This is a genomic window from Streptomyces sp. NPDC058663 (assembly GCF_042716745.1).
Taxonomy (GTDB): Bacteria; Actinomycetota; Actinomycetes; order Streptomycetales; family Streptomycetaceae; genus Streptomyces.
Genome location: NZ_JBHXRV010000013.1, coordinates 128,284 through 145,762, shown reverse-complemented (window position 1 = coordinate 145,762; position 17,479 = coordinate 128,284). Strand labels below are relative to the sequence as shown.

18 protein-coding genes and 2 pseudogenes are annotated in these 17,479 nt (G+C 70.3%); 11 read left to right on the top strand and 9 right to left on the bottom strand.

The features are described from left to right. Nucleotides 1-326: 326 nt before the first annotated feature. Nucleotides 327-500 (top strand): annotated as a pseudogene (locus ACFWVV_RS12490) (acyl-CoA desaturase); the annotation flags it as partial. Between the two features lie 218 nt (nt 501-718). Then, entirely contained in the window at nt 719-1,093 is a 375-nt protein-coding gene (locus ACFWVV_RS12485) for a hypothetical protein (RefSeq protein WP_384347251.1), read from the top strand. 272 nt (nt 1,094-1,365) lie between these two features. Here the strand turns inward: ACFWVV_RS12485 and ACFWVV_RS12480 are convergent, their stop codons facing one another. Further along, complete coding sequence (locus ACFWVV_RS12480) at nt 1,366-1,635, bottom strand: hypothetical protein (RefSeq protein ID WP_384347253.1); 270 nt, start codon at nt 1,633-1,635, stop codon at nt 1,366-1,368. A gap of 188 nt (nt 1,636-1,823) precedes the next feature. Between ACFWVV_RS12480 and ACFWVV_RS12475 the strand changes: the two genes are divergently transcribed. Beyond that, nucleotides 1,824-2,504, top strand: a complete 681-nt coding sequence (locus tag ACFWVV_RS12475) for a hypothetical protein (RefSeq protein WP_384347255.1) — start codon at nt 1,824-1,826, stop codon at nt 2,502-2,504. 308 nt (nt 2,505-2,812) lie between these two features. On the opposite strand, the gene ACFWVV_RS12470 is transcribed toward ACFWVV_RS12475, so the two are convergent. After that, nucleotides 2,813-2,971: a hypothetical protein gene (locus ACFWVV_RS12470; RefSeq protein ID WP_384422680.1), complete on the bottom strand. Its 159-nt coding sequence runs from the start codon at nt 2,969-2,971 to the stop codon at nt 2,813-2,815. Between the two features lie 677 nt (nt 2,972-3,648). After that, a pseudogene (locus ACFWVV_RS12465) lies at nt 3,649-4,077 on the bottom strand (hypothetical protein); the annotation flags it as partial. A gap of 818 nt (nt 4,078-4,895) precedes the next feature. Here ACFWVV_RS12465 and ACFWVV_RS12460 point away from each other — a divergent pair. From ACFWVV_RS12460 to ACFWVV_RS12435, 6 genes are all read left to right on the top strand, one after another. Beyond that, nucleotides 4,896-7,244 carry an Orn/Lys/Arg decarboxylase N-terminal domain-containing protein gene (locus ACFWVV_RS12460; protein ID WP_384347257.1) on the top strand — a complete coding sequence of 783 codons (2,349 nt, stop codon included), beginning with the start codon at nt 4,896-4,898 and terminating at the stop codon, nt 7,242-7,244. Between the two features lie 621 nt (nt 7,245-7,865). Beyond that, nucleotides 7,866-8,165: a hypothetical protein gene (locus ACFWVV_RS12455; RefSeq protein ID WP_384347260.1), complete on the top strand. Its 300-nt coding sequence runs from the start codon at nt 7,866-7,868 to the stop codon at nt 8,163-8,165. Nucleotides 8,166-8,183: 18 nt separating this feature from the next. Beyond that, nucleotides 8,184-8,327: a hypothetical protein gene (locus ACFWVV_RS12450; protein WP_384347263.1), complete on the top strand. Its 144-nt coding sequence runs from the start codon at nt 8,184-8,186 to the stop codon at nt 8,325-8,327. A 196-nt stretch (nt 8,328-8,523) separates the two neighbouring features. Then, on the top strand, nt 8,524-8,997 hold the full coding sequence (locus ACFWVV_RS12445) for a ricin-type beta-trefoil lectin domain protein (protein ID WP_384347266.1): 474 nt from the start codon (nt 8,524-8,526) through the stop codon (nt 8,995-8,997). A gap of 148 nt (nt 8,998-9,145) precedes the next feature. Then, entirely contained in the window at nt 9,146-9,583 is a 438-nt protein-coding gene (locus tag ACFWVV_RS12440) for a transposase family protein (RefSeq protein WP_384422671.1), read from the top strand. Nucleotides 9,584-9,600: 17 nt separating this feature from the next. Continuing rightward, on the top strand, nt 9,601-10,194 hold the full coding sequence (locus ACFWVV_RS12435; protein ID WP_384347269.1) for a DUF6461 domain-containing protein: 594 nt from the start codon (nt 9,601-9,603) through the stop codon (nt 10,192-10,194). A gap of 70 nt (nt 10,195-10,264) precedes the next feature. On the opposite strand, the gene ACFWVV_RS12430 is transcribed toward ACFWVV_RS12435, so the two are convergent. The 6 genes from ACFWVV_RS12430 to ACFWVV_RS12405 all read right to left on the bottom strand — a co-directional run bounded on the left by ACFWVV_RS12430 (nt 10,265) and on the right by ACFWVV_RS12405 (nt 16,984). Next, complete coding sequence (locus ACFWVV_RS12430) at nt 10,265-10,516, bottom strand: type II toxin-antitoxin system RelE/ParE family toxin (protein ID WP_384347272.1); 252 nt, start codon at nt 10,514-10,516, stop codon at nt 10,265-10,267. Further along, nucleotides 10,513-10,767 (bottom strand): type II toxin-antitoxin system Phd/YefM family antitoxin, encoded by a 255-nt coding sequence (locus tag ACFWVV_RS12425; protein ID WP_384347275.1) that lies wholly within the window; start codon nt 10,765-10,767, stop codon nt 10,513-10,515. The genes ACFWVV_RS12430 and ACFWVV_RS12425 overlap by 4 nt, the downstream gene beginning before the upstream one ends. A 200-nt stretch (nt 10,768-10,967) precedes the next feature. Next, a complete protein-coding gene (locus ACFWVV_RS12420) occupies nt 10,968-13,523 on the bottom strand; it encodes an ABC transporter permease (RefSeq protein ID WP_384422668.1) in 2,556 nt (851 codons plus the stop codon). 74 nt (nt 13,524-13,597) lie between these two features. Continuing rightward, on the bottom strand, nt 13,598-14,407 hold the full coding sequence (locus ACFWVV_RS12415) for an ABC transporter ATP-binding protein (RefSeq protein ID WP_384347280.1): 810 nt from the start codon (nt 14,405-14,407) through the stop codon (nt 13,598-13,600). 214 nt (nt 14,408-14,621) lie between these two features. After that, nucleotides 14,622-15,302, bottom strand: coding sequence for a response regulator (locus ACFWVV_RS12410; protein WP_384347283.1), 681 nt, complete (start codon nt 15,300-15,302; stop codon nt 14,622-14,624). Then, nucleotides 15,299-16,984 (bottom strand): sensor histidine kinase, encoded by a 1,686-nt coding sequence (locus ACFWVV_RS12405; protein ID WP_384347286.1) that lies wholly within the window; start codon nt 16,982-16,984, stop codon nt 15,299-15,301. Before ACFWVV_RS12405 ends, ACFWVV_RS12410 begins: the two co-directional genes overlap by 4 nt. On the opposite strand from ACFWVV_RS12405, the gene ACFWVV_RS12400 reads away from it, so the two are divergent. Together ACFWVV_RS12400 and ACFWVV_RS12395 are read left to right on the top strand one after the other, a co-directional pair. Continuing rightward, nucleotides 16,983-17,243 (top strand): hypothetical protein, encoded by a 261-nt coding sequence (locus ACFWVV_RS12400; RefSeq protein WP_384347289.1) that lies wholly within the window; start codon nt 16,983-16,985, stop codon nt 17,241-17,243. The genes ACFWVV_RS12405 and ACFWVV_RS12400 overlap by 2 nt on opposite strands. Nucleotides 17,244-17,325: 82 nt before the next feature. Then, nucleotides 17,326-17,448 (top strand): hypothetical protein, encoded by a 123-nt coding sequence (locus tag ACFWVV_RS12395; protein WP_384347292.1) that lies wholly within the window; start codon nt 17,326-17,328, stop codon nt 17,446-17,448. Nucleotides 17,449-17,479 lie beyond the last annotated feature (31 nt).

Genomic DNA, 17,479 nt, shown 5'->3' with positions numbered 1-17,479 from the left:
GCCTTGCAAGACGTACGCCCCCAGGCCGTCACGGTCGAACCGGGCCGCATGGGCGCTGAACGAGTGGAGCACCCGCCCAGGTTCGGGCTGCAAAGGTCGTGACGACGGGCAGCAGTAGCCGGTTGCGGGAAGAAAGGCCCCGCATCCGATGTCGCGACTCATATGAGCACCTGCAGGCGCAGTCCCGACGAGACTTGATGCGTGTGGTGCGGCGGATGGCAAGACCGCACGAGACCCGTGCCGACAGGGCGCGCGCCTCGTGCGTAACGCGCTGGTGCAACATCGACCCCGACCGTCCTCCAGGGCCCCGCGGCGGGGACGCGGCAGACCTGACGAGCAACCGGTACGCCGAGGGCGCGGTGAAGGTGTGCGCGCCGTTCGAGAAGTACGAGCTTGAGTACGTCACCGGCCCGCTTCCCCAGCAGGTGTTCTCCGCGTGGTGCAAGGTCTTCCGGCTCTCGCTGACGAGCGAGAGGCCCAGGGTAGCAACGCCGGACCGCGCACTCGCCCCGCCCTGGCCCCAGCCCTGGCCCCGGCCCCGGCCCCAGCGACTCGGAGACCCTCTGCCCCATCCGTCCGGAACACACCTCGCTACTCGCACGAGTTTTCCATTTTTCCGCTTATCGGAACGTCATAATAATTGAACGGCGAGGGGAGGAGACTCGCTTCATCCGATGAGAGCAAGCCTTCGGCGTGTATTCGGATGAGGGGAGAACTCGTGCGTGATCGACTGTTCAACAAGGTGCGTCTTGCCGTCACGGGGTCATTGGCGGCGGGTGCGATCGTCGCCCTGACCGCTGCTCCGGCCAGTGCTTGGACAGGGGGAAATGTCTGGGTGAATTTCGGCAGTTGGAACTGCCCCAATGCCAAGGTGGTCGGCGTCTACTGGGCGGTCGATGGCTACTCAGCCGGCCCAGCGGGCGGCGACTGGGGTGACAACGTCATCTACCCGCGGGTCCGGGTGGGGTCGAGGGCGTACAACACGCTCAGCTACCAGATCAAATGCCAGAAGTGGGGTTGGTTCAACTACAACGGGCCGGTTGGCTCGAAGTACCTGACGCCCTACAAGTCCGGCCTGAGTTACACCTACTGAGGGGTCTGCCGTCATGGGCTCTGGAGTTCCCGATCACTCAGAGCCCATGACGGCGACGCGAAAGTGCTGATGGCCCGCGGCCCACGACACCACCCCGGTATGAGCTGAGCGTGCCCCGCACCCCGGCGCCGCAGATGCTTGACCGGGTCGCCGCAGCACCGTCGACGCCTCACACCGATGATCAACGGTGGCCGCATCCCTGTACCGACCTGTTACGGCCAGCAAGACCCGTCAGGTGTGCGGCCGACTTGGGAACAGCCGGACGTCGCCGGTCATCCCGGCTTGAGCACCCCCCGGATGATGACCGCCTCGCGCAGGACTGCGGCCATCGCAGCCCTCCGGTCCGGTGGTAGCGCCAGGACACCGTTCTCCGTCATCAGAGCGTGGAACTGCTGCTCAGGGTAGGGGACGCCGGGCGGCAGGGCGGCGATGTGCCAGTGCAGATGGGCATTGCCCTGCTGGCTGCCGAGCGAGTAGAGGTACGTGCGCTCCGGCTCGCAGACGGCCTCGACCGCGAGGGCGATCTCCCGGACGAACAGCATGAGCCGGCTGTAGGCCGCCTCGTCCAGGCACGGACTGGCTGCCCTCAGCGCCCCGAGAAACTGCGCGCACGCGGGACAGCGACGAGCAAGCCCACCCGCAGTACGGCCCCCTCCAGAGACCGGATCGTGCCCGGCGACCAGGCGCAACGGTGGCGCGCCCTGCGTTTCCTGCCGCCCGCGAGGGGGGTATGGCTGTGTTCGTGCTGACACTGCCGATACGCCCCCAGTCGCTGAACGCCCGTTTCGTCGAGGCCCGGTATCTTCCGCTCCCAGGGCTGCTGAGCGGCAACGGGCTGAAAGCGCTGCAGGAGGAGACCGGCCGCCTGGAGAGTGCAGCGAAGCGCCGGGACTTCCGCATGGAGTGCATGGACGACAGTCCCCGGCACATGACGGCCCTGGGCGGTCGGCGCATCGCAAGGGAATCCGCACTGATCAGCGCCCTGTACCGCGACGCGGGGTTGCTGGAACTGCTTACTGCCCTGACGGGCACGGCCGTGCTCCCCGTCCAGGAGGAGGTCGAGCGGCACGTGCTGAACATCCTCCACCGGCCCGGCGACACCCACGGCGCCCATACCGACGACTACCCCCTGGCCCTGGTCCTCTTCCTCGAATCACCGTCCGAGCCGGATGACGGCGGCCTGCTCGAGTACCACCCCGGCCGACAGGACCTGGCCGCACTGGAAGAATCCGGGACGCGGCAGGCCCACCACCAGGCAGGCGACGCCTACCTGCTGCGCAGTGACCTTACCGCCCACCGCGTTACCCCCCTGCGCCGCTCCGGCACCCGTCGCACCGTGCTGAACTTCGCCTACACCACCCCCGGCCACCAGAACCTGGCCACCGACTCCGCACACCTCCTGTACGGCTGACCGACGAGTCCTCGGCGTTGCCCCCACCCCTGCCGACCTCGCCTCAGCCGGCTCGAGTCCGCGAGCATCTGCGCGCTGGCACAAATGAGGCGATCGCCCCAAGCCCTCGAACGTGCTCGGGGACCGCCAGGCGTTGAAACGGGCGCACGCCCAGCGAACAACTTCGGGCGCCTGCGCGTCCTTTCGCCTGCTGGGCCTCGGCCGGTAGCGCTGCGCCCTCCGACAAGGCGGCTCGGGCTCTGAACGGTGCCCGTCAGCGTTGCCGCGCGGTCCCCTGGGTGATCGGGCGGGCCGTGCAGGTGGCAGGGTCACGGGGACCAGGTGAAGGCGAACCGGTTGCTGCCGGAGGCGTGGCAGGTGAGCTGGGCGGGCAGTTGGCTGGCGGCGGTGTCGATGCCGACCGTGCCGGTCTTCTGGTCGTAGGTGAAGTACACCGATCCTCCGGCGAGGTCCTGCGAGGTGGACACACGCCGCACGACGATGTGGGTGGCCTGGGTGCTCTGGGTGTCCAGGGCCTGGCACGGCTGCCCGGAGACCAGGGTCTGTGCTGCTGGTCTGCGACCTTGAACACCACCGCGCACGTGTCCGCGGGGTCGCCGGTGGTGTGCAGGGTCGCGCAGATCTGCCGGGGTTCGAGCGGTACGCAGTCCTGCCCGCTCTCCTGCACCACGGCCAGGATGTGTCCGGCCCCGACCACGGTGGTGACGCTTTTGCCCGCGGTGGCCTCCAGGATCCCTGACACCTGGTGGTAGTCGTCGTTCCCGGCGGCCAGCAGCGTGCCCTCGTCGGTCACCGCCAGGCTGAGGAACATTGCGGCGTCCACAGTGGCGATGGTCTTGCCCTCCGCGGCCCGGGCGATCCCCGAGATCTCGCCGTAGCCTTCCTCGCCGAAGGCCAGGAGGGTGCCGCCCTCGGCCACCGCCAGAGAGAGGTTGAAGTCCACCGAAAGGTCCGTGACCCGCCGGGCGGAGACCGCCTGTGCACGGTCCGCCCACGGGGAGGACTCCGTGTGAGGGAGCAGCACGGTGCCGTCCTGGGAGAGTGCCGCGCTTGCCTGCCAGCCAGCGGAGACGGCCGCGACCTGGATACCCTCGGCAGCCCGCAGAAGTCCCGTTACGTGCCCGGCGGTGTCGTCACTTCCGGCGGCCAGGAGCGTTCCGTCCTCGGTCACCGCGACCATAAAGCCGCTGCCGGCGGACACTGCCTTGATCCGTTTGCCCTCCGCGGCGCGCAGGAACACTTCCGTGTCCAGGCCCGCGGCCAGAAGCGTGCCGTCCTCGGTCACCGCGAGGCTGAAGGCTCCTCCGGCGGCGACCGCCTTGATCGGCTTGTTGTCGGCGAGGCGCAGGATTCCTGAGATCTCCTGGCGGTGGTCGCTTCCCGCGGCCAAAAGCTCTCCTTCCTCGGTCACCGCGAGGCTGAGGGCCGTGAATGCAGACACCGCCCTGATCTTCCTGCCTTGGGCGGTCCGCAGGATTCCCGAGACCTGCCCGAACTCGTCCGCCCCGGCGGCAACAAGAACACCCCCCGACACCGCACGGGCGGGCAGGGGGCTGTGTACGTGTGGCGACATGACGGTCCCATCAGCAGAACGAGCGGGAACAAGCAGCACCATCACCCTGCCACCGCGCCGGCAGGAAAGAACACGGTCTTCACGGAAAGGGGAACCCGGGCAGCATCACGAGGCGCGCACGCCCCTGCGGCGTGCGCCGCCCACGCCCTGCGGCAACCCCCTCGAGCCGCCCCCGGCCCTGCGGGTAACCTGCCTGCCCGGTCGTTGGGTGATCATGAAGCTGACACTTGCAGGTGCTGTCCTCGGACTGAAGTCGGCGGCGTCGTAAGGCTGGTGAGCAGGACCCCGGGCGGCTCTGCGAGCCGGGATCTTTCGCTGCTCCGGCCCGGCGGCATCGCACTGGAGTGTGTGTGGCCCTGGGATCTCGGACCGCTGCTCCTGTGGGCTACGCGGTGGCCAGGGGGGTTCTATGAGGCGGTCCAGCCGTACGTAGAGGGCCCGCACGACGAGCCGGGCGTGGTTCTGGGCGCAGTGGACAATGCCCTGTGTCAGTTGGGACAGGCGTCCGGCGGTTTCGCGGAGGATGAATTGCTTGCGCCGGGTTCGGTTGCGGCGACCTCGTGCACCGCCGCGAGTGGTTCCTGCGGACGATCGCCGCACTGTTTGCCGAGATCACGGTCGCGGAGGCCGTGCACGCGGGGCGGCACCTGCACCGGTTCGCGGGATGACCGGAGGAGTCCACTGTTCTCCGTCGTCCCTGGCCCTCGCGCCCTCGCTCCTCTTTCGAGTGGTCCGTGCGGGAGTCGCCGAACCTCCCGTAGGCAACCGGAACACTCGACTGCGGAGTGAAGACCGGCCGACCCGATGGAGAGTGTGTCATGGCGAACGGAACTGTCCTGCTGGCCTTGCGCGAGGACCCGTTGGGCGGCGGGGTGGGCGGTGACCAGCTTCGGCGTATCGGCAAGGAGCTGGAGAACCGAGGCTTGGAGGTCCGCTGGGCACGCACAGCCGAGGGCGCCTGTGCGGTGTTGCGCACAGAGGCCGGGCTGACCGCGGCCGTAGTGGGCTGGGATCTTCAGTCCGAATCCGGCGGGAGCGCCGAGGGCGGCGGGGCGCCGGTCCTGCGGCAGATCTCCCAGCGTTTCATGAATCTTCCCACCTTCGTCGTGATGACGGAACAGTCCGACCACGGCCTGGACAGGCTTCCCCTGTGGGTGGCCGAGACCGCCGTGGGGTACATCTGGCCTCTGGAGGACACCCCGTCCTTCATCGCGGGGCGTGTGGCCGGTGCGGCACATGCATACGGTGACTCCGTCCTGCCGCCGTTCTTCAAGGCGCTGCGCCGCTTCGACGACGCCCACGAGTACTCCTGGCACACCCCCGCACATGCGGGAGGGGTCGCGTTCCTGAAGTCGCCCGTGGGCCGGGCCTTCTTCGACTACTACGGTGAGCGGCTCTTCCGGACCGACCTGTCGATCTCGGTGGGAGAGCTCGGCTCCCTCTTCGAGCACAGCGGCCCGATCGGCGAGGCCGAGCGCAATGCCGCCCGGATCTTCGGTGCCGATCGCACCTACTTCGTGCTGCACGGTGATTCCACCGCGGACCGCATGGTCGGCCACTACTGCGTGACCACCGACGAGATCGCCCTGGTGGACCGCAACTGTCACAAGTCCGTCCTGCACGGACTCGTCATCTCCGGCGCCCGCCCGGTCTACCTTGTCCCCACCCGCAACGGATACGGGCTGGCGGGCCCCCTGCCGGCCAGTGAGATCGGCGAGCAGGCTGTGGCCGCTCGTATCGCCGCGCATCCTCTGGCCTCGGGTGCGGTGTCAGCTCAGGCGCAGTACGCCGTGATCACGAACTCGACCTACGACGGTCTGTGCTACGACACCCTCCAGACCACCCGTGCTCTCTCGCCCAGCACTCCCCGACTGCATTTCGACGAGGCGTGGTTCGCCTACGCGCGCTTCCATCCGCTCTACGCCGGCCGGTACGGCATGGCGGTCGGACCTGAGACGTTCGAGGAGCAGGACGAGCGTCCTACCGTCTTCGCGACCCAGTCCACCCACAAGCTGCTGGCAGCCCTTTCCCAGACCGCCATGGTGCACGTGAAGTCCTCGCCCAGGGCGCCGGTTGAGCACGAGCGGTTCAACGAAGCGTTCATGATGCACGGCACGACCTCGGCTCTGTACCCGGCCATCGCCTCGCTCGATGTGGCGGGGGCCATGATGGACGGGCCCCAAGGCGAATGGCTGGTCAACGAAGCGGTGACGGAGGCGATCCGGTTCCGGCAGGCCGTCGTCCGGACCGGCCGCAGGATCGCCGAGGCCGGCGACCGGCTGCCGTGGTTCTTCAGTGTCTGGCAGCCCGGCACGGTGACCGATCCGGTCTCCGGAACCCGTACGGCCTTCGAGGACGCCTCACCGACGTTGCTGGCCTCGGACCCGAACTGCTGGCTGCTCGAACCCGGCGCCGAGTGGCACGGCTTCCCGGGACTGAGCGAGGGGCAGTGCATGCTGGACCCCATCAAGGTGACATTGACCTGTCCCGGGGTCACCGCGACGGGCGAGACCGAGCCGTGGGGTGTCCCCGCACGCGTTCTGACCTCCTATCTCGCGCGTCGCGGCATCGTGGTTGAGAAGACCGACACCTACAGCACGCTCGTCCTGTTCTCCATGGGAATCACCAAGGGGAAGTGGGGGACACTCATGGACGCCCTGATGGACTTCAAGTCGCTTCACGACGCGGATACCCCGCTGCGGCAGGTCCTGCCCCAACTGGTTGAGCAGTACCCGCAGCGCTACGCCCACGTCACCCTGCGCGGCCTGTGCCAGGACATGCACGAACACCTCACCCGCGCCGAACTGATCACCGCTCTGGACACCGCCTTCCAGCAACTTCCCGAGCCGGTCCACCCTCCGCAGCACTGTTATCAGCGACTGATCAGGGGCGGCACGGAACGCCTGCCACTGGCTCAGGCTGCGGGGCGGATCGCCGCCGCCATGGTTACTGTCACGCCGCCGGGCATCCCTGTCCTGATGCCTGGAGAAGCACTCGGCGCACCCGACGGACCCGTCCTGAGCTACCTCAGCGCCCTGGAGGCCTTCGACCGGGCCTTCCCTGGTTTCCACAGCGAGGCGCACGGCGTGACCATCGACCCGGACACAGGTGACTACCTCATCGAGTGTGTGCGCGCGGACGACACGCTCAGCCACGGCGCCTCATGACCCGCACGAGGCCACCTGCCCTCACCCCACCGCCCTCCATGGCGGAGGCGGCCCGCAGGCAACTGCTGCCGTGACCGCATAGTTCGCGGGTCGGCGCCCCGCCCCGCCGAAGAGGCTGCCGGCGCGTCGATACCCAGGGCGGCTCCCGGCTTCGAGACGGGCGAGTACTGCCCTCCCCGCCTCCTCCAGCGCATCACGGTGTCGCCGCCCCCGCCCCGGGGGGCGGTAGCGTGCCGCAGGTGCGGGGGCGGGGGGAATTCGTGACGGACTTCGCCCTCGCACCCTGGACCCGCCTGCGGGCACGGGTTCTGCAGCAGCCCGCCACCGCACGGCGGCAGACGTTCCTGGGAGAGGCACGCTGGTGGCACGAGTACGACGACGGCGCCATGACCGCTTGCCCCGGGAACCGGACGAGACGACCGCGATCCTGCCGGCGCGAGTGGAACCCGGGGCAGGACCGGTCCGGGCGTGGAAGCAGGAACACACGTGCTGCCCCGTCGCGCACACAGGGCTGGATCGGTGGCCAGTGATCGTCACCACCCTCCACACCCCGCAGTGCCCCCTCTGCTCCCAGCGCTAAAAGCCGTGGGCAACCCAGGCGGCCCGGGCGTTGAGCCCGGCGTGATCACGACGATGCGGCCCGTGCCCCCCATCGGCGGGCAGCGAAGCAGCGGTGAAACGGATCCCCGCGCCGACCTGGAACCGATCTTCACCGTGCTCGCCACGCGCTGGGAAACGGAAGTCCGGGCCGTGCCCGGCCAGTCCGACGCGGAATGGGCGATCCTCACCCAGCGTTTGCCCCTGGCCCGCCCGCTGACCGCGCGGTCCGGGCACCGGTCGGCTATACCGAACCCACCCGGTTCGCGTTTCACGTCTGGCTGGGTCGCTCTCATTTCGGCGACGCGCTGGCTCAGTAGCTGACGCTGTCGGGGATCTTGGTTGAGCACCTTTCTGGGGAAGATCATCGAGCTGAACGAACGGCTCGGCTCGGTGGTGCGATACATCCGCACCGCACGCTCACGCAACTCCAGCGAGTTTCTGGGGGCGGCCATGGTCGATGGTCCTCTCATGAGTCCCGCCTGACCCTCCGTCAACGCCTGCCGCATCTCGGGGGAACCTCACACCAGGCGGTTCCAGCGTGCCGGGGCGACGGGGTGCATCGTTCGGGCCCCGATCATGGCGACCGCCTGCGACCATGTGCCGATGCCGATTCAGAGGAGCCAGCAGCGATTGAGAGGAAGCGATCTTGCCCGCACTGGGAAGAAGGATCAAGCGCGTTGTGTCGGTCATCGGGGCGGCGGTGGGGCTCGCCGTGTCGCTGACCCTGGCGATGCCGGGGGCGGCCACCGCCGCTGAGACCGCGGCGATCGGGCTCGACCGGTTCGCGAACTACGAGCACAAACAGTGCATCGAGGAGAGCGTCTACGACCAGTTCATCGTGACGGCCCAGACCTGCGACAGGACCAACAGCCAGCAGTACTGGTACTGGAACGGCAACACCAACACGTCCTCCGCGCTCCAGAACTCCGTATGGGACCACTGCCTCGACAGCAACAGCCAGCGGCACGTCTACATGAGCACCTGCAGCGGCAACAACAACCAGCTGTGGCAGATCATCCAACCCGCCCCGGCAAGTGCGGTCATGCTCCGCAACACGGCGACCCGCCTGTGCCTCTACCAGACCCACGGCGGCCTCTACGCGACAGAGACGTGTGACCGCAATGACCGCGATCAGCGGTGGACCATCGGCTGAGATGTTCCTCAGCCCTCCGCTCGTGGACAACTCCTAGCCGGACACCGCCAGGCCCGTCCTCCATGTCGGCGACGGCCCAAAGGTGGCTCTGGATCACTTTCAGTGCTGGGGCCACGGAGGGTCACCAGATCCGCAATCATGAACAGCCGTGCGTGACTTGCTCCTGAACGACCTGTGGTTCCCCGAGACCGACGACCTCGTGATCGAAGACATCAAGACCAACGATGCGGCAGTGGTCATACGGGCCCGCGCACGCAGCGTTCAGGCCGCTTGCCCAGGTTGCGGAGTGTTCTCAGGCCGGGTGCACAGCCGGTACGTCCGGAGGCTGGCGGACCGACCGGCCGGCGGGCGGCCGGTGGAGATCGCCTTACGCGTGAGACGGTTCCGCTGCCGCGAGCGTGCCTGTTCGCGGGCGACGTTCGCCGAACAGATCGACGGGCGTCACCCGGCGGGTCCGCGGCGAGTAGCCGCCGGGCCCCCGGCGCAGCATCGTGGCTCGGTGAGAGAGTGTTTGGAGCATGGCGGCGTTGATCGGGATGGTGAGGTGTGTGAACTGCGGGGTCGTGATGGCGTCGTGTGGTCTTAGATGCTCAGGGGGCGGGGATGTCGGTGACCGGTTTGTGCTGGATGTTCGAGAGGGATCTGCCGCTTGTAAGCCTGACCTTCGTGAAGGGCGTCACCGGTTTGGAGCTCCTGGAACGGATGGGTGTTGATGCGGCGACCGTGGCCGTCCGGGACCAGAATGACTTTCACGATGAGTTCGGGAGCCGTCTGTCCGACCTGGACGCCTATCTGGTGAGTGCTGGCCGATGGGGCGACTGGGCATGGGTCTGGGAACATTCCAGTTGGCGGTGTGTCCAGGGCACCCAGCTGATCAGCGATGCGTCGAAGGGGACGGCCGCCGTCGTGCTGCATTTCAGCGAGGGTCCAGCGGAGTTCTGGTACGCAGAGGACGGTCAGGTGCTCTCCGGGTTCAGCTCGGAGGCAAGCATCGAACTGAAGGACCTCGTAGAGGGTGCGCCCTCGCGCTTCGATTCCGAGCTGCGGAAGCATGGTGCGGACCCGGAGGCCGGCTACTACGGCCCACTGGGGCCGCGGCGGTTGTTCCTTCGGCTCGCGGAGGAATTGGGCGTCGGGCTGGATCCCCGTGATCTGGACATCGCACCGGTTCTCAGTGCCCAGCTCACCCCTCCCTAGGATCGCGGCCACCTGCCTACGTCACGCCCGACGGCTGGACGCCGGGCGGCTTCTCGTGGAGAGCCTGGAATCAGCCGGTTCGCCCGACGTGGATGACCACGATGGTGACCGTCTCGTCCACGATTTCGTACAGGACCCGGTAGCGGCCCACGTGCATCCGGCGCAGGTCCGGCGAGCCGTACTCGGCGGTGCCTGCGGGGCTGGGCTGTTGAGCGAGGAGGTCGACTGTGTCCACCAGCTGGCGCAGGCCGTCCTGGTCGTCCTTGAGGAACCGGGCGGCTGCGTCGATCGCGGCTTCGTCCCACAGGATCGTGTAGGTCAAGAACGCTCCAGCCCGAGCCGGGTGCGTACCTCGTCCTGCGGGACCCCGGCTGCGGTACCGGCCGTTTGGCGGTTGCGGTACTGCGCCAGGGCGAGTGCGTCTTCGAGGTCCGCGAGTTCTTGCGGATTGATCAGGACCGCTGCGGGCTGACCGTGGTCGGTGATGGTGATCCGCTCGCGTGCGTGCGACGCGCGGCGCACCAGCGCCCCCAAGGTGGCGCGTGCCTCGGTGATCGGCAAAGTGTCACTCATGTACACGACTGTACACTTCCCGCATCTTTTCAGGGGCACCGCGCAGCCTTCGGTCCCGGTGGGTTGCGCACGCCCGGCCCCTGGCAGGCGGGTCCCGGACGGAGCCGACCGGGCAGGGGTGACGATTCGAATTCGCACACATGGCGGAAGCCGACGCCGGGCGGTGTGCCCGAGCATCGGCTCTGGTTGCCGCGGGGGATTTACGAGGTCGCGACCGCCTCGAAGGGCCCCAGTCGCGCGGCGCGGCGTGCGGGGAGGGCGGCTGCGGCGACGCCGACGGTGAGTGCGAGGACGACGGTCAGGGTGAGGGTGCCCCAGGGTGGGGAGAAGGTGTATTGCGGGATGGCGCCGGTGGCCAGGCCGCTGACTTTCCATGCGCTGAACAGGCCTGCGGCCACGCCGAGGAGGGTGCCGAAAGTGGCGACGGCGAGGGATTCCAGGCGGATCATGCGGCGGACGTCGGCGCGGTCCATGCCGATGGCGCGCAGGACGCCGATCTCGCGGGTGCGTTCGGTGACGGACATCGCGAGGGTGTTGACCATGCCGAGGGTGGAGATGGCCACGCCGAGGGCGAGGAGGCCGAAGACCAGGTCGAGCAGGGTGCCGGCGGTTCCTGCCTGCTCCCGTACGAGCTGGTCGCGGTCCTGGACCTTGAGGAGCGGGCTGTCGTCGACGGCCTTGCGCAGGCGCCGCGGCAGGTCGGCCGGAGTCTTGGCCGGGTCGACGGCGACGAGGACGCGCTGGAGGGAGTCGCGCAGGAAGCTCTGCCGCTGCACGTCCTCGCGCAGGGCGAGGGCGTCGCGGGCGGTGGGGTTGTCGTCGTAGACGCCCACGACTGTCAGGCGTCGGTCCGGTTGGCCGGGGCCGATGCTCGCTTCGATGGTGGAGCCGGTGGTGAGGCGGTGGTCGCGGGCGAAGGTGTGGGAGACGGCGATGCGGTCGGGGCCGATGTCGGTCGCGGAGCCGTTGGTGAAGTGCAGGTTCATCACCTTGCCCACGGTGCGCGGGTCGATGCCGGAGACCTCCTTGGCGAGGGCGCCGGCGGAGATGACGGAGTCGGCGACGGCGGATGCGGTGGTGACGCCCGGCACGGCGGCCGCCCGGCGCACAGCGGCGGCGTCCACGGAGCCCGAGGTGGCGTCGTCCGCGCTGATGACGTAGTCGGCCGAGAGCCCCGCCGCGGCCTGGGCGTCCAGGGCGCGGCTCGCGGAGTGCTGGACGACGGCGAGGCCGGTGACGAGGGTGGTGGTGATCATCAGGGCGACGGCGGTGGCAGCGGTGCGGCGAGGGTCGCGCAGGGCGTTGTTCCGGGCCAGGGCGCCGCTGACGCCGAACCGGGTGAAGCTCCGGCTGATCGTCCGCACCACGGGGCGGGCCAGGCGCGGGGCGAGCAGGAGGAGTCCGACGACGAGGAGGCCGGTGCCGGCCAGTGCGCTGTTCACGGCGGCGTCCGAGGCGCTGTCGGCGCCGTCGAGGGAGAACAGCAGCCCGACGCCGCCGGCGTGCAGGACGGCGCCGAGGGCGGCCCGTGCCCGGGAGGCGGTGGCCGTGGACAGTGGAGCGGCCGCCCGCATCGCCTCCACGGGGGCGATGCGGGCGGCCTTGCGCGAGGGCAGCCACGCGGCCGCGACGGTGACGCCGACGCCGACCGTGAGGGCGGCGATGACCGGCAGGGGGCCGATCACCAGGGGTCCGGCGGGGAGCGGGTGGTCACCGGTGGCGAGGGCGGCGGGCAGTGCGGCGGCCACCCCGAGGCCGAGGACGAAGCCGAGAGCGGAGGCCACCAGCCCCAGCAGGGTGGCCTCGGCCAGGACCGAGCGGGCGACCTGGCGGCGGGTGGCGCCGACCGCGCGCAGCAGGGCGATCTCCTTGGTGCGGCCGGCGACGAGCAGCGTGAAGGTGTTGACGATGAGCAGGGAGCCGATGAACAGCGACACCACGGCGAAGAGCAGGGGCAGTTGTGCGTAGCTCTTCGACTTGGAGGCAATGTACGCGCTCTGCTGGTCGGTGCGCGCGGTCGCGGTGACTGCTTTCGCACGGCCATCGGGGAGGACCTTGCCGACGTCGCGGGCGAGCGTGTACTCGTCGACGCCGGGTGCGGGGGTCAACTCGATGCCACTCCAGCGGCCGGGTGCGCAGAACAGCTGCTGTGCGGTGTCCTTGTCGAAGACGGCCAGGGTGGCGCCCCGGCCGACCCGAGGGTCGTTGCTCCCGACGATGCCGACCAGGCGCATGGTGTGCACCGGGCCGTCGACAGCGAGCGTCACGGTGTCGCCGAGGGTGTAGCCGCCGGCGCGCGCGGTCTCCTGTGCCAGGGCGACCTCGTTGCCGTCGCGGGGCGCGCGGCCGGTCAGCAGCGGGTGATGGACGTCCTTGCCGTCGGCTTGGGGGAGGTATGCCTGGCCCAACTCGGCCTGCCCGGTAGGGCGCAGGGGTGTTCCGTCCTTGGCGGCGAGAGCTACCGAACCGTCGGCCACCGGCCGGGCGGAGGCGACGCCGGGCACAGCGGCGACGCGCCGCACGAGGGCGTCGTCCAGGGCGGAGCGCGCCTCGCGCGGCCCGGCGCCCGGCGGGGACACGGGCTCGACGGAGACCGGGGCGTAGCGCTGGGTCAGGGACGCGCGGTAGGCGGCGGTAGTGGAGTCGGCGAAGACGAGGGAGCCGGAGATGAAGGCGACCCCGAGGCAGACCGCGAGGACGGTCATGAGCAGGCGGCTCTTGTGCGCGAGGACGTTGCGCAGGGTGGTGCGTAGCACGAGGGAACTCCCGGTAGGCGGGTACGGGGTGGCGGGGCGGTCAGTGGGGCGCGGCCCGGGGGGTGGGGGGCGAGTTAGGAGGGGCGGGCGTGGGCGGTGGCGGACGGGCGCCGCGGGGCGCCGTCGGTGTCGAGGGCGAGCATCCGCTCCACGACCGAGGCCGCGTCCGGCTCGGGGAGGTCGTCCACCAGGCGGCCGTCGGCGAGGAAGACGACGCGGTCGGCGTAGGCCGCGGCCACGGGGTCGTGGGTGACCATGACCACGCTCTGCCCCAGCTCCCGCACGGAGTCCCGCAGAAAGCCGAGGACCTCGCCGCCGGCGCGGGAGTCGAGGTTCCCGGTGGGCTCGTCGGCGAAGACGATGTCGGGACGGGAGACGAGCGCGCGGGCGACGGCGACGCGCTGCTGCTGGCCCCCGGAGAGCTCGGCCGGCCGGTGGGCAAGCCGGTCCCCCAGGCCGACGGTGCGAACCACCGTGTCCAGCCAGGCCGGGTCGGGCCCGCGTCCGGCCAGGCGCAGCGGCAGCAGGATGTTCTCCAGCGCGCTGAGGGTGGGCAGCAGGTTGAAGCCCTGGAAGACGAAGCCGACCTTCTCCCGCCGCAGCCGGGTGAGGTGGCTGTCGTTCAGCGCCGCGAGTTCGACGCCGCCGATCCGCGTGGATCCGGAGGTGACGGTGTCCAGGCCCGCCATGCAGTGCATAAGCGTGGATTTACCCGACCCCGAGGGCCCCATCACCGCGGTGAAACGGCCCCGGGCGAACTCCACGGACACCCCGTCGAGTGCAGTGACGCGGGTTTCACCGGCACCGTAGGTCTTGGTCAGGGCGGTCGCGCGGGCAGCCGGCTCCACGAGGGCGGCTGGGGCTGGGGGAAGCGTCAGAGACATGAGGGGCTCCGGACGGGACGTGGGCTCGCGGGAGGTTCCGCGGGCCCTGGATCTCCATCGTCTCGGCGCTGACCTGCGCAAACATCGGCCGCAAGGTTCGTCACGGGCTCTGCCGTCCGGGCGGGGAGACGCGGTTGCCGCTCTGCCGGTCGGCAGAGGCGATACTCCCTCACGTACGCCGGTAGGCGGATGCGGCAACCGCTCGAGGAACCCCTCAGCCCACCATGCCGGTGCGGTACGCGAGAAGGGCGGCCTGCACACGGCTGGCCGAGCCGGTCTTCTCCAGGATCGCGGCGACGTGGGACTTGACCGTGCCCGCCCCGATGCCCAGTCGCAGGGCGATGTCCGGGTTCGACAGCCCCTCTCCCAGCATGGCCAGGACCTCGCGCTCCCGGGCGGTGAGCGCAGCCACCCGGCCGCTATCGGCGGCGTCCTGGCGGTCGGCGTCGGCGGTGTCGCCGCGCAGCATCCGGGAGATCACCGACCCGGTGACCCCCGGCGAGAGGACGGCTCCCCCGGCGGCTGCTGCGTGGACCGCGCCGATCAGCTCCTGGGGGCCGTCGTTCTTGAGCAGGAAACCGGCGGCCCCGGCGCGCAGGGCCTCAACGACGTTCTCCTCGTCACCGAAGGTCGTCAGCATCAGCACCCGGGGCGCCGGATCCAGGGCCAGCAGCGGACCGATGGCCGACAGGCCGTCGCAGAGGGGCATGCGGATGTCGACCAGCGCCACATCCGGGCGGTGGACGGCGGCGAGTTCAACGGCCTGGCGGCCGTCCACCGCCTCGGCGACGACGTCGATGCCCTCGGCGTGCCGCAGGATGAGCCGCACCCCGTGGCGGATCATCTCCTCGTCGTCGGCGAGCAGCACGCGCACGGGCCGGTCGGTCGGGGTCACGGCTTCTCCCAGGTGGCGCTCTCGCGGACGGCGGGGACGGTGAAGCGGTCGATGGCGATCAGATGCTCGCGGGAGTCGAAGCAGTAGCGGGCGAGTTTCACGCCGCCGGACCGGCGGGTGCCGTCCCCGTAACGGGGATAGACGCAGCCGGCGGCCCGGGCGGGGCGTGGCGGCTCATGTCCGGTGGCTGCCGCGCGCACTATGGCGTCGTCGGTGACGCCGAACTCGGCGACCTGCCGGTAGGTCATGCCGAGCCGGGGCTCGTAGGATCCGGCCGGGAAGGGTTCGTGCGGCGCGCTCCCGTGGACGTAGGCCGTACCCAGCGCCATCAGCGCGACCAGCACCGCCCAGGCGAGAAACGCCATCAGCCCCTGCGCGAGCGGTGATCCCGAGGCGGTGGCACCCGAGGCGCCCGCAGCCCCAGGGGCTGCGGGCGGGTCGGCCCGTGGCGCCGAGACGCCCTCCCGCCCCCCGGCCGGTACGACGGCCGTGACCCGAAAGCCGCCCGACGGCAGCGAACCGGCCTCGAAGACCCCGCCCAGCACCTCCACCCGTTCCCGCAACGCGGTCAGCCCCCGACCGGTGCCCACCGACGGCGAGATCGGACCCCCGGGCCCGGTGGGAGCCCCGTTGCGGACCTCGACCCGCACCGCGTCCTCCTCGTGCGCCACTGCCACCGTGACGTCCGCACCGGGGGCGTAACGGTGCGCGTTGGTCAGCGCTTCGCGCACGACGCGGTGGACCGCGCGGCGCACCGCAGCCGCGGCCGTGTCCAGGTCCGCACCCGCCCACTCAAGACGTACGGCGACACCACCGTCGGCGGACCGCTCCACGAGCGTCTCGATGTCCCCGCGGGTACCCGTGGCGTCGGTGAGCGTGTGGCGGCCGCCGCTCCGCTCCGCCGGGCCGAGGATGCCGAGCGCCTGCTGCAGCTCGCGCATGGCGTCCCTCGTGGCCCGGCGCACCAGGACGGCGTGGTCCCGCAGTTCGGGGTCGAGCTTGCCGGCCGCCAACTCCAGACCGCCCGCGTGCAGCGAGATCAGACTGAGCCGGTGCCCGACCAGGTCGTGCATCTCGGCAGCGATCCGGGAACGCTCACGGGTCCGCGCCTCACTGTCAGCGGCCAGCCGCGCCCGTTCGGCCGCCTGCCCGCGTTCACGCCACGCGATCACCAACCGCTCCTGCTGACCGCGGGCCGTGCCCACGAGCCCCGGCGCAACCACCCCGGTAGCGGCCATGACACACCCAAGGGCGCACCCATGAAGCAGGGTGCCCGGGCCCGTCCAGGACGCCGCCGCCGTCGCCCCCGCCACCACAACCGCCCCGGCCGCGCCGAGCAGCTGGGCGCGCCGCCGTACGGAGGTGGTCCGGCGGGCCACCCGGTACGCGGCCACCGCGGTGAGGGGTCCCACGCCGGTCACAGGCCCGGTCAACACCGCGAGCACCGCCAGAACCGCCACCGGGTGACGCCGCTGCCACGGAAACAGCAACACAGCCGCGGCCACCACCACACCCAGCTGCACACGGGCGTGCGGCAAGGCCCCTACCAGGGCCGCCCAGCCCCACACCAGCAGCCCGCCGGCCAGGACACCCAGCACCTCCGCCCCGGCACGCCCCACGCCACGCCACACTCTCCCCGCCAGGAGACCGCGACGGAAGGGAGGAAAGTCGAGGTGTGCCATGCCGTCCAGTATCGACGCCTCCGGAGGCCAAGACCTGGTCCGCAAGAGCGAGCCGCGCCTCTGCCGATCGGGGGACAACCGTATGCGCGGGCTGAGGATCCTCGACTCCCCGGGCGTCACCCGCTGCCTCACCACTACCGTGCGGCTCGGCTACGGCCACCTGGTCGGCGCGCACGCCTGCCTGATGCAGGTGCCGGCGAACTGCGGTCCGACGCGATCCTTGCCGCACTCGACGAAATGGTCGGCCGCCGCCCCGTGACCGCCGTCCAGGTCAGGGGAGCCGTGGGCGCGTGGCACTCGAGCTACTTCACCAAGGCGATCGAGAGTTACAGGGAGAGCGGGTGCCGGTCCCGACGGGCCAGGACGCCGACGGTCTCGGCTGGGAGGTGTCCCAAGGACTCGGCCTGCCCCGATCCTCCGTCACCGTCGAGGACGTACCCGACGGAGACAAGATCGTCAGCTGAACCGACAGCGGGAAGCGGGCGGCGACGAAGG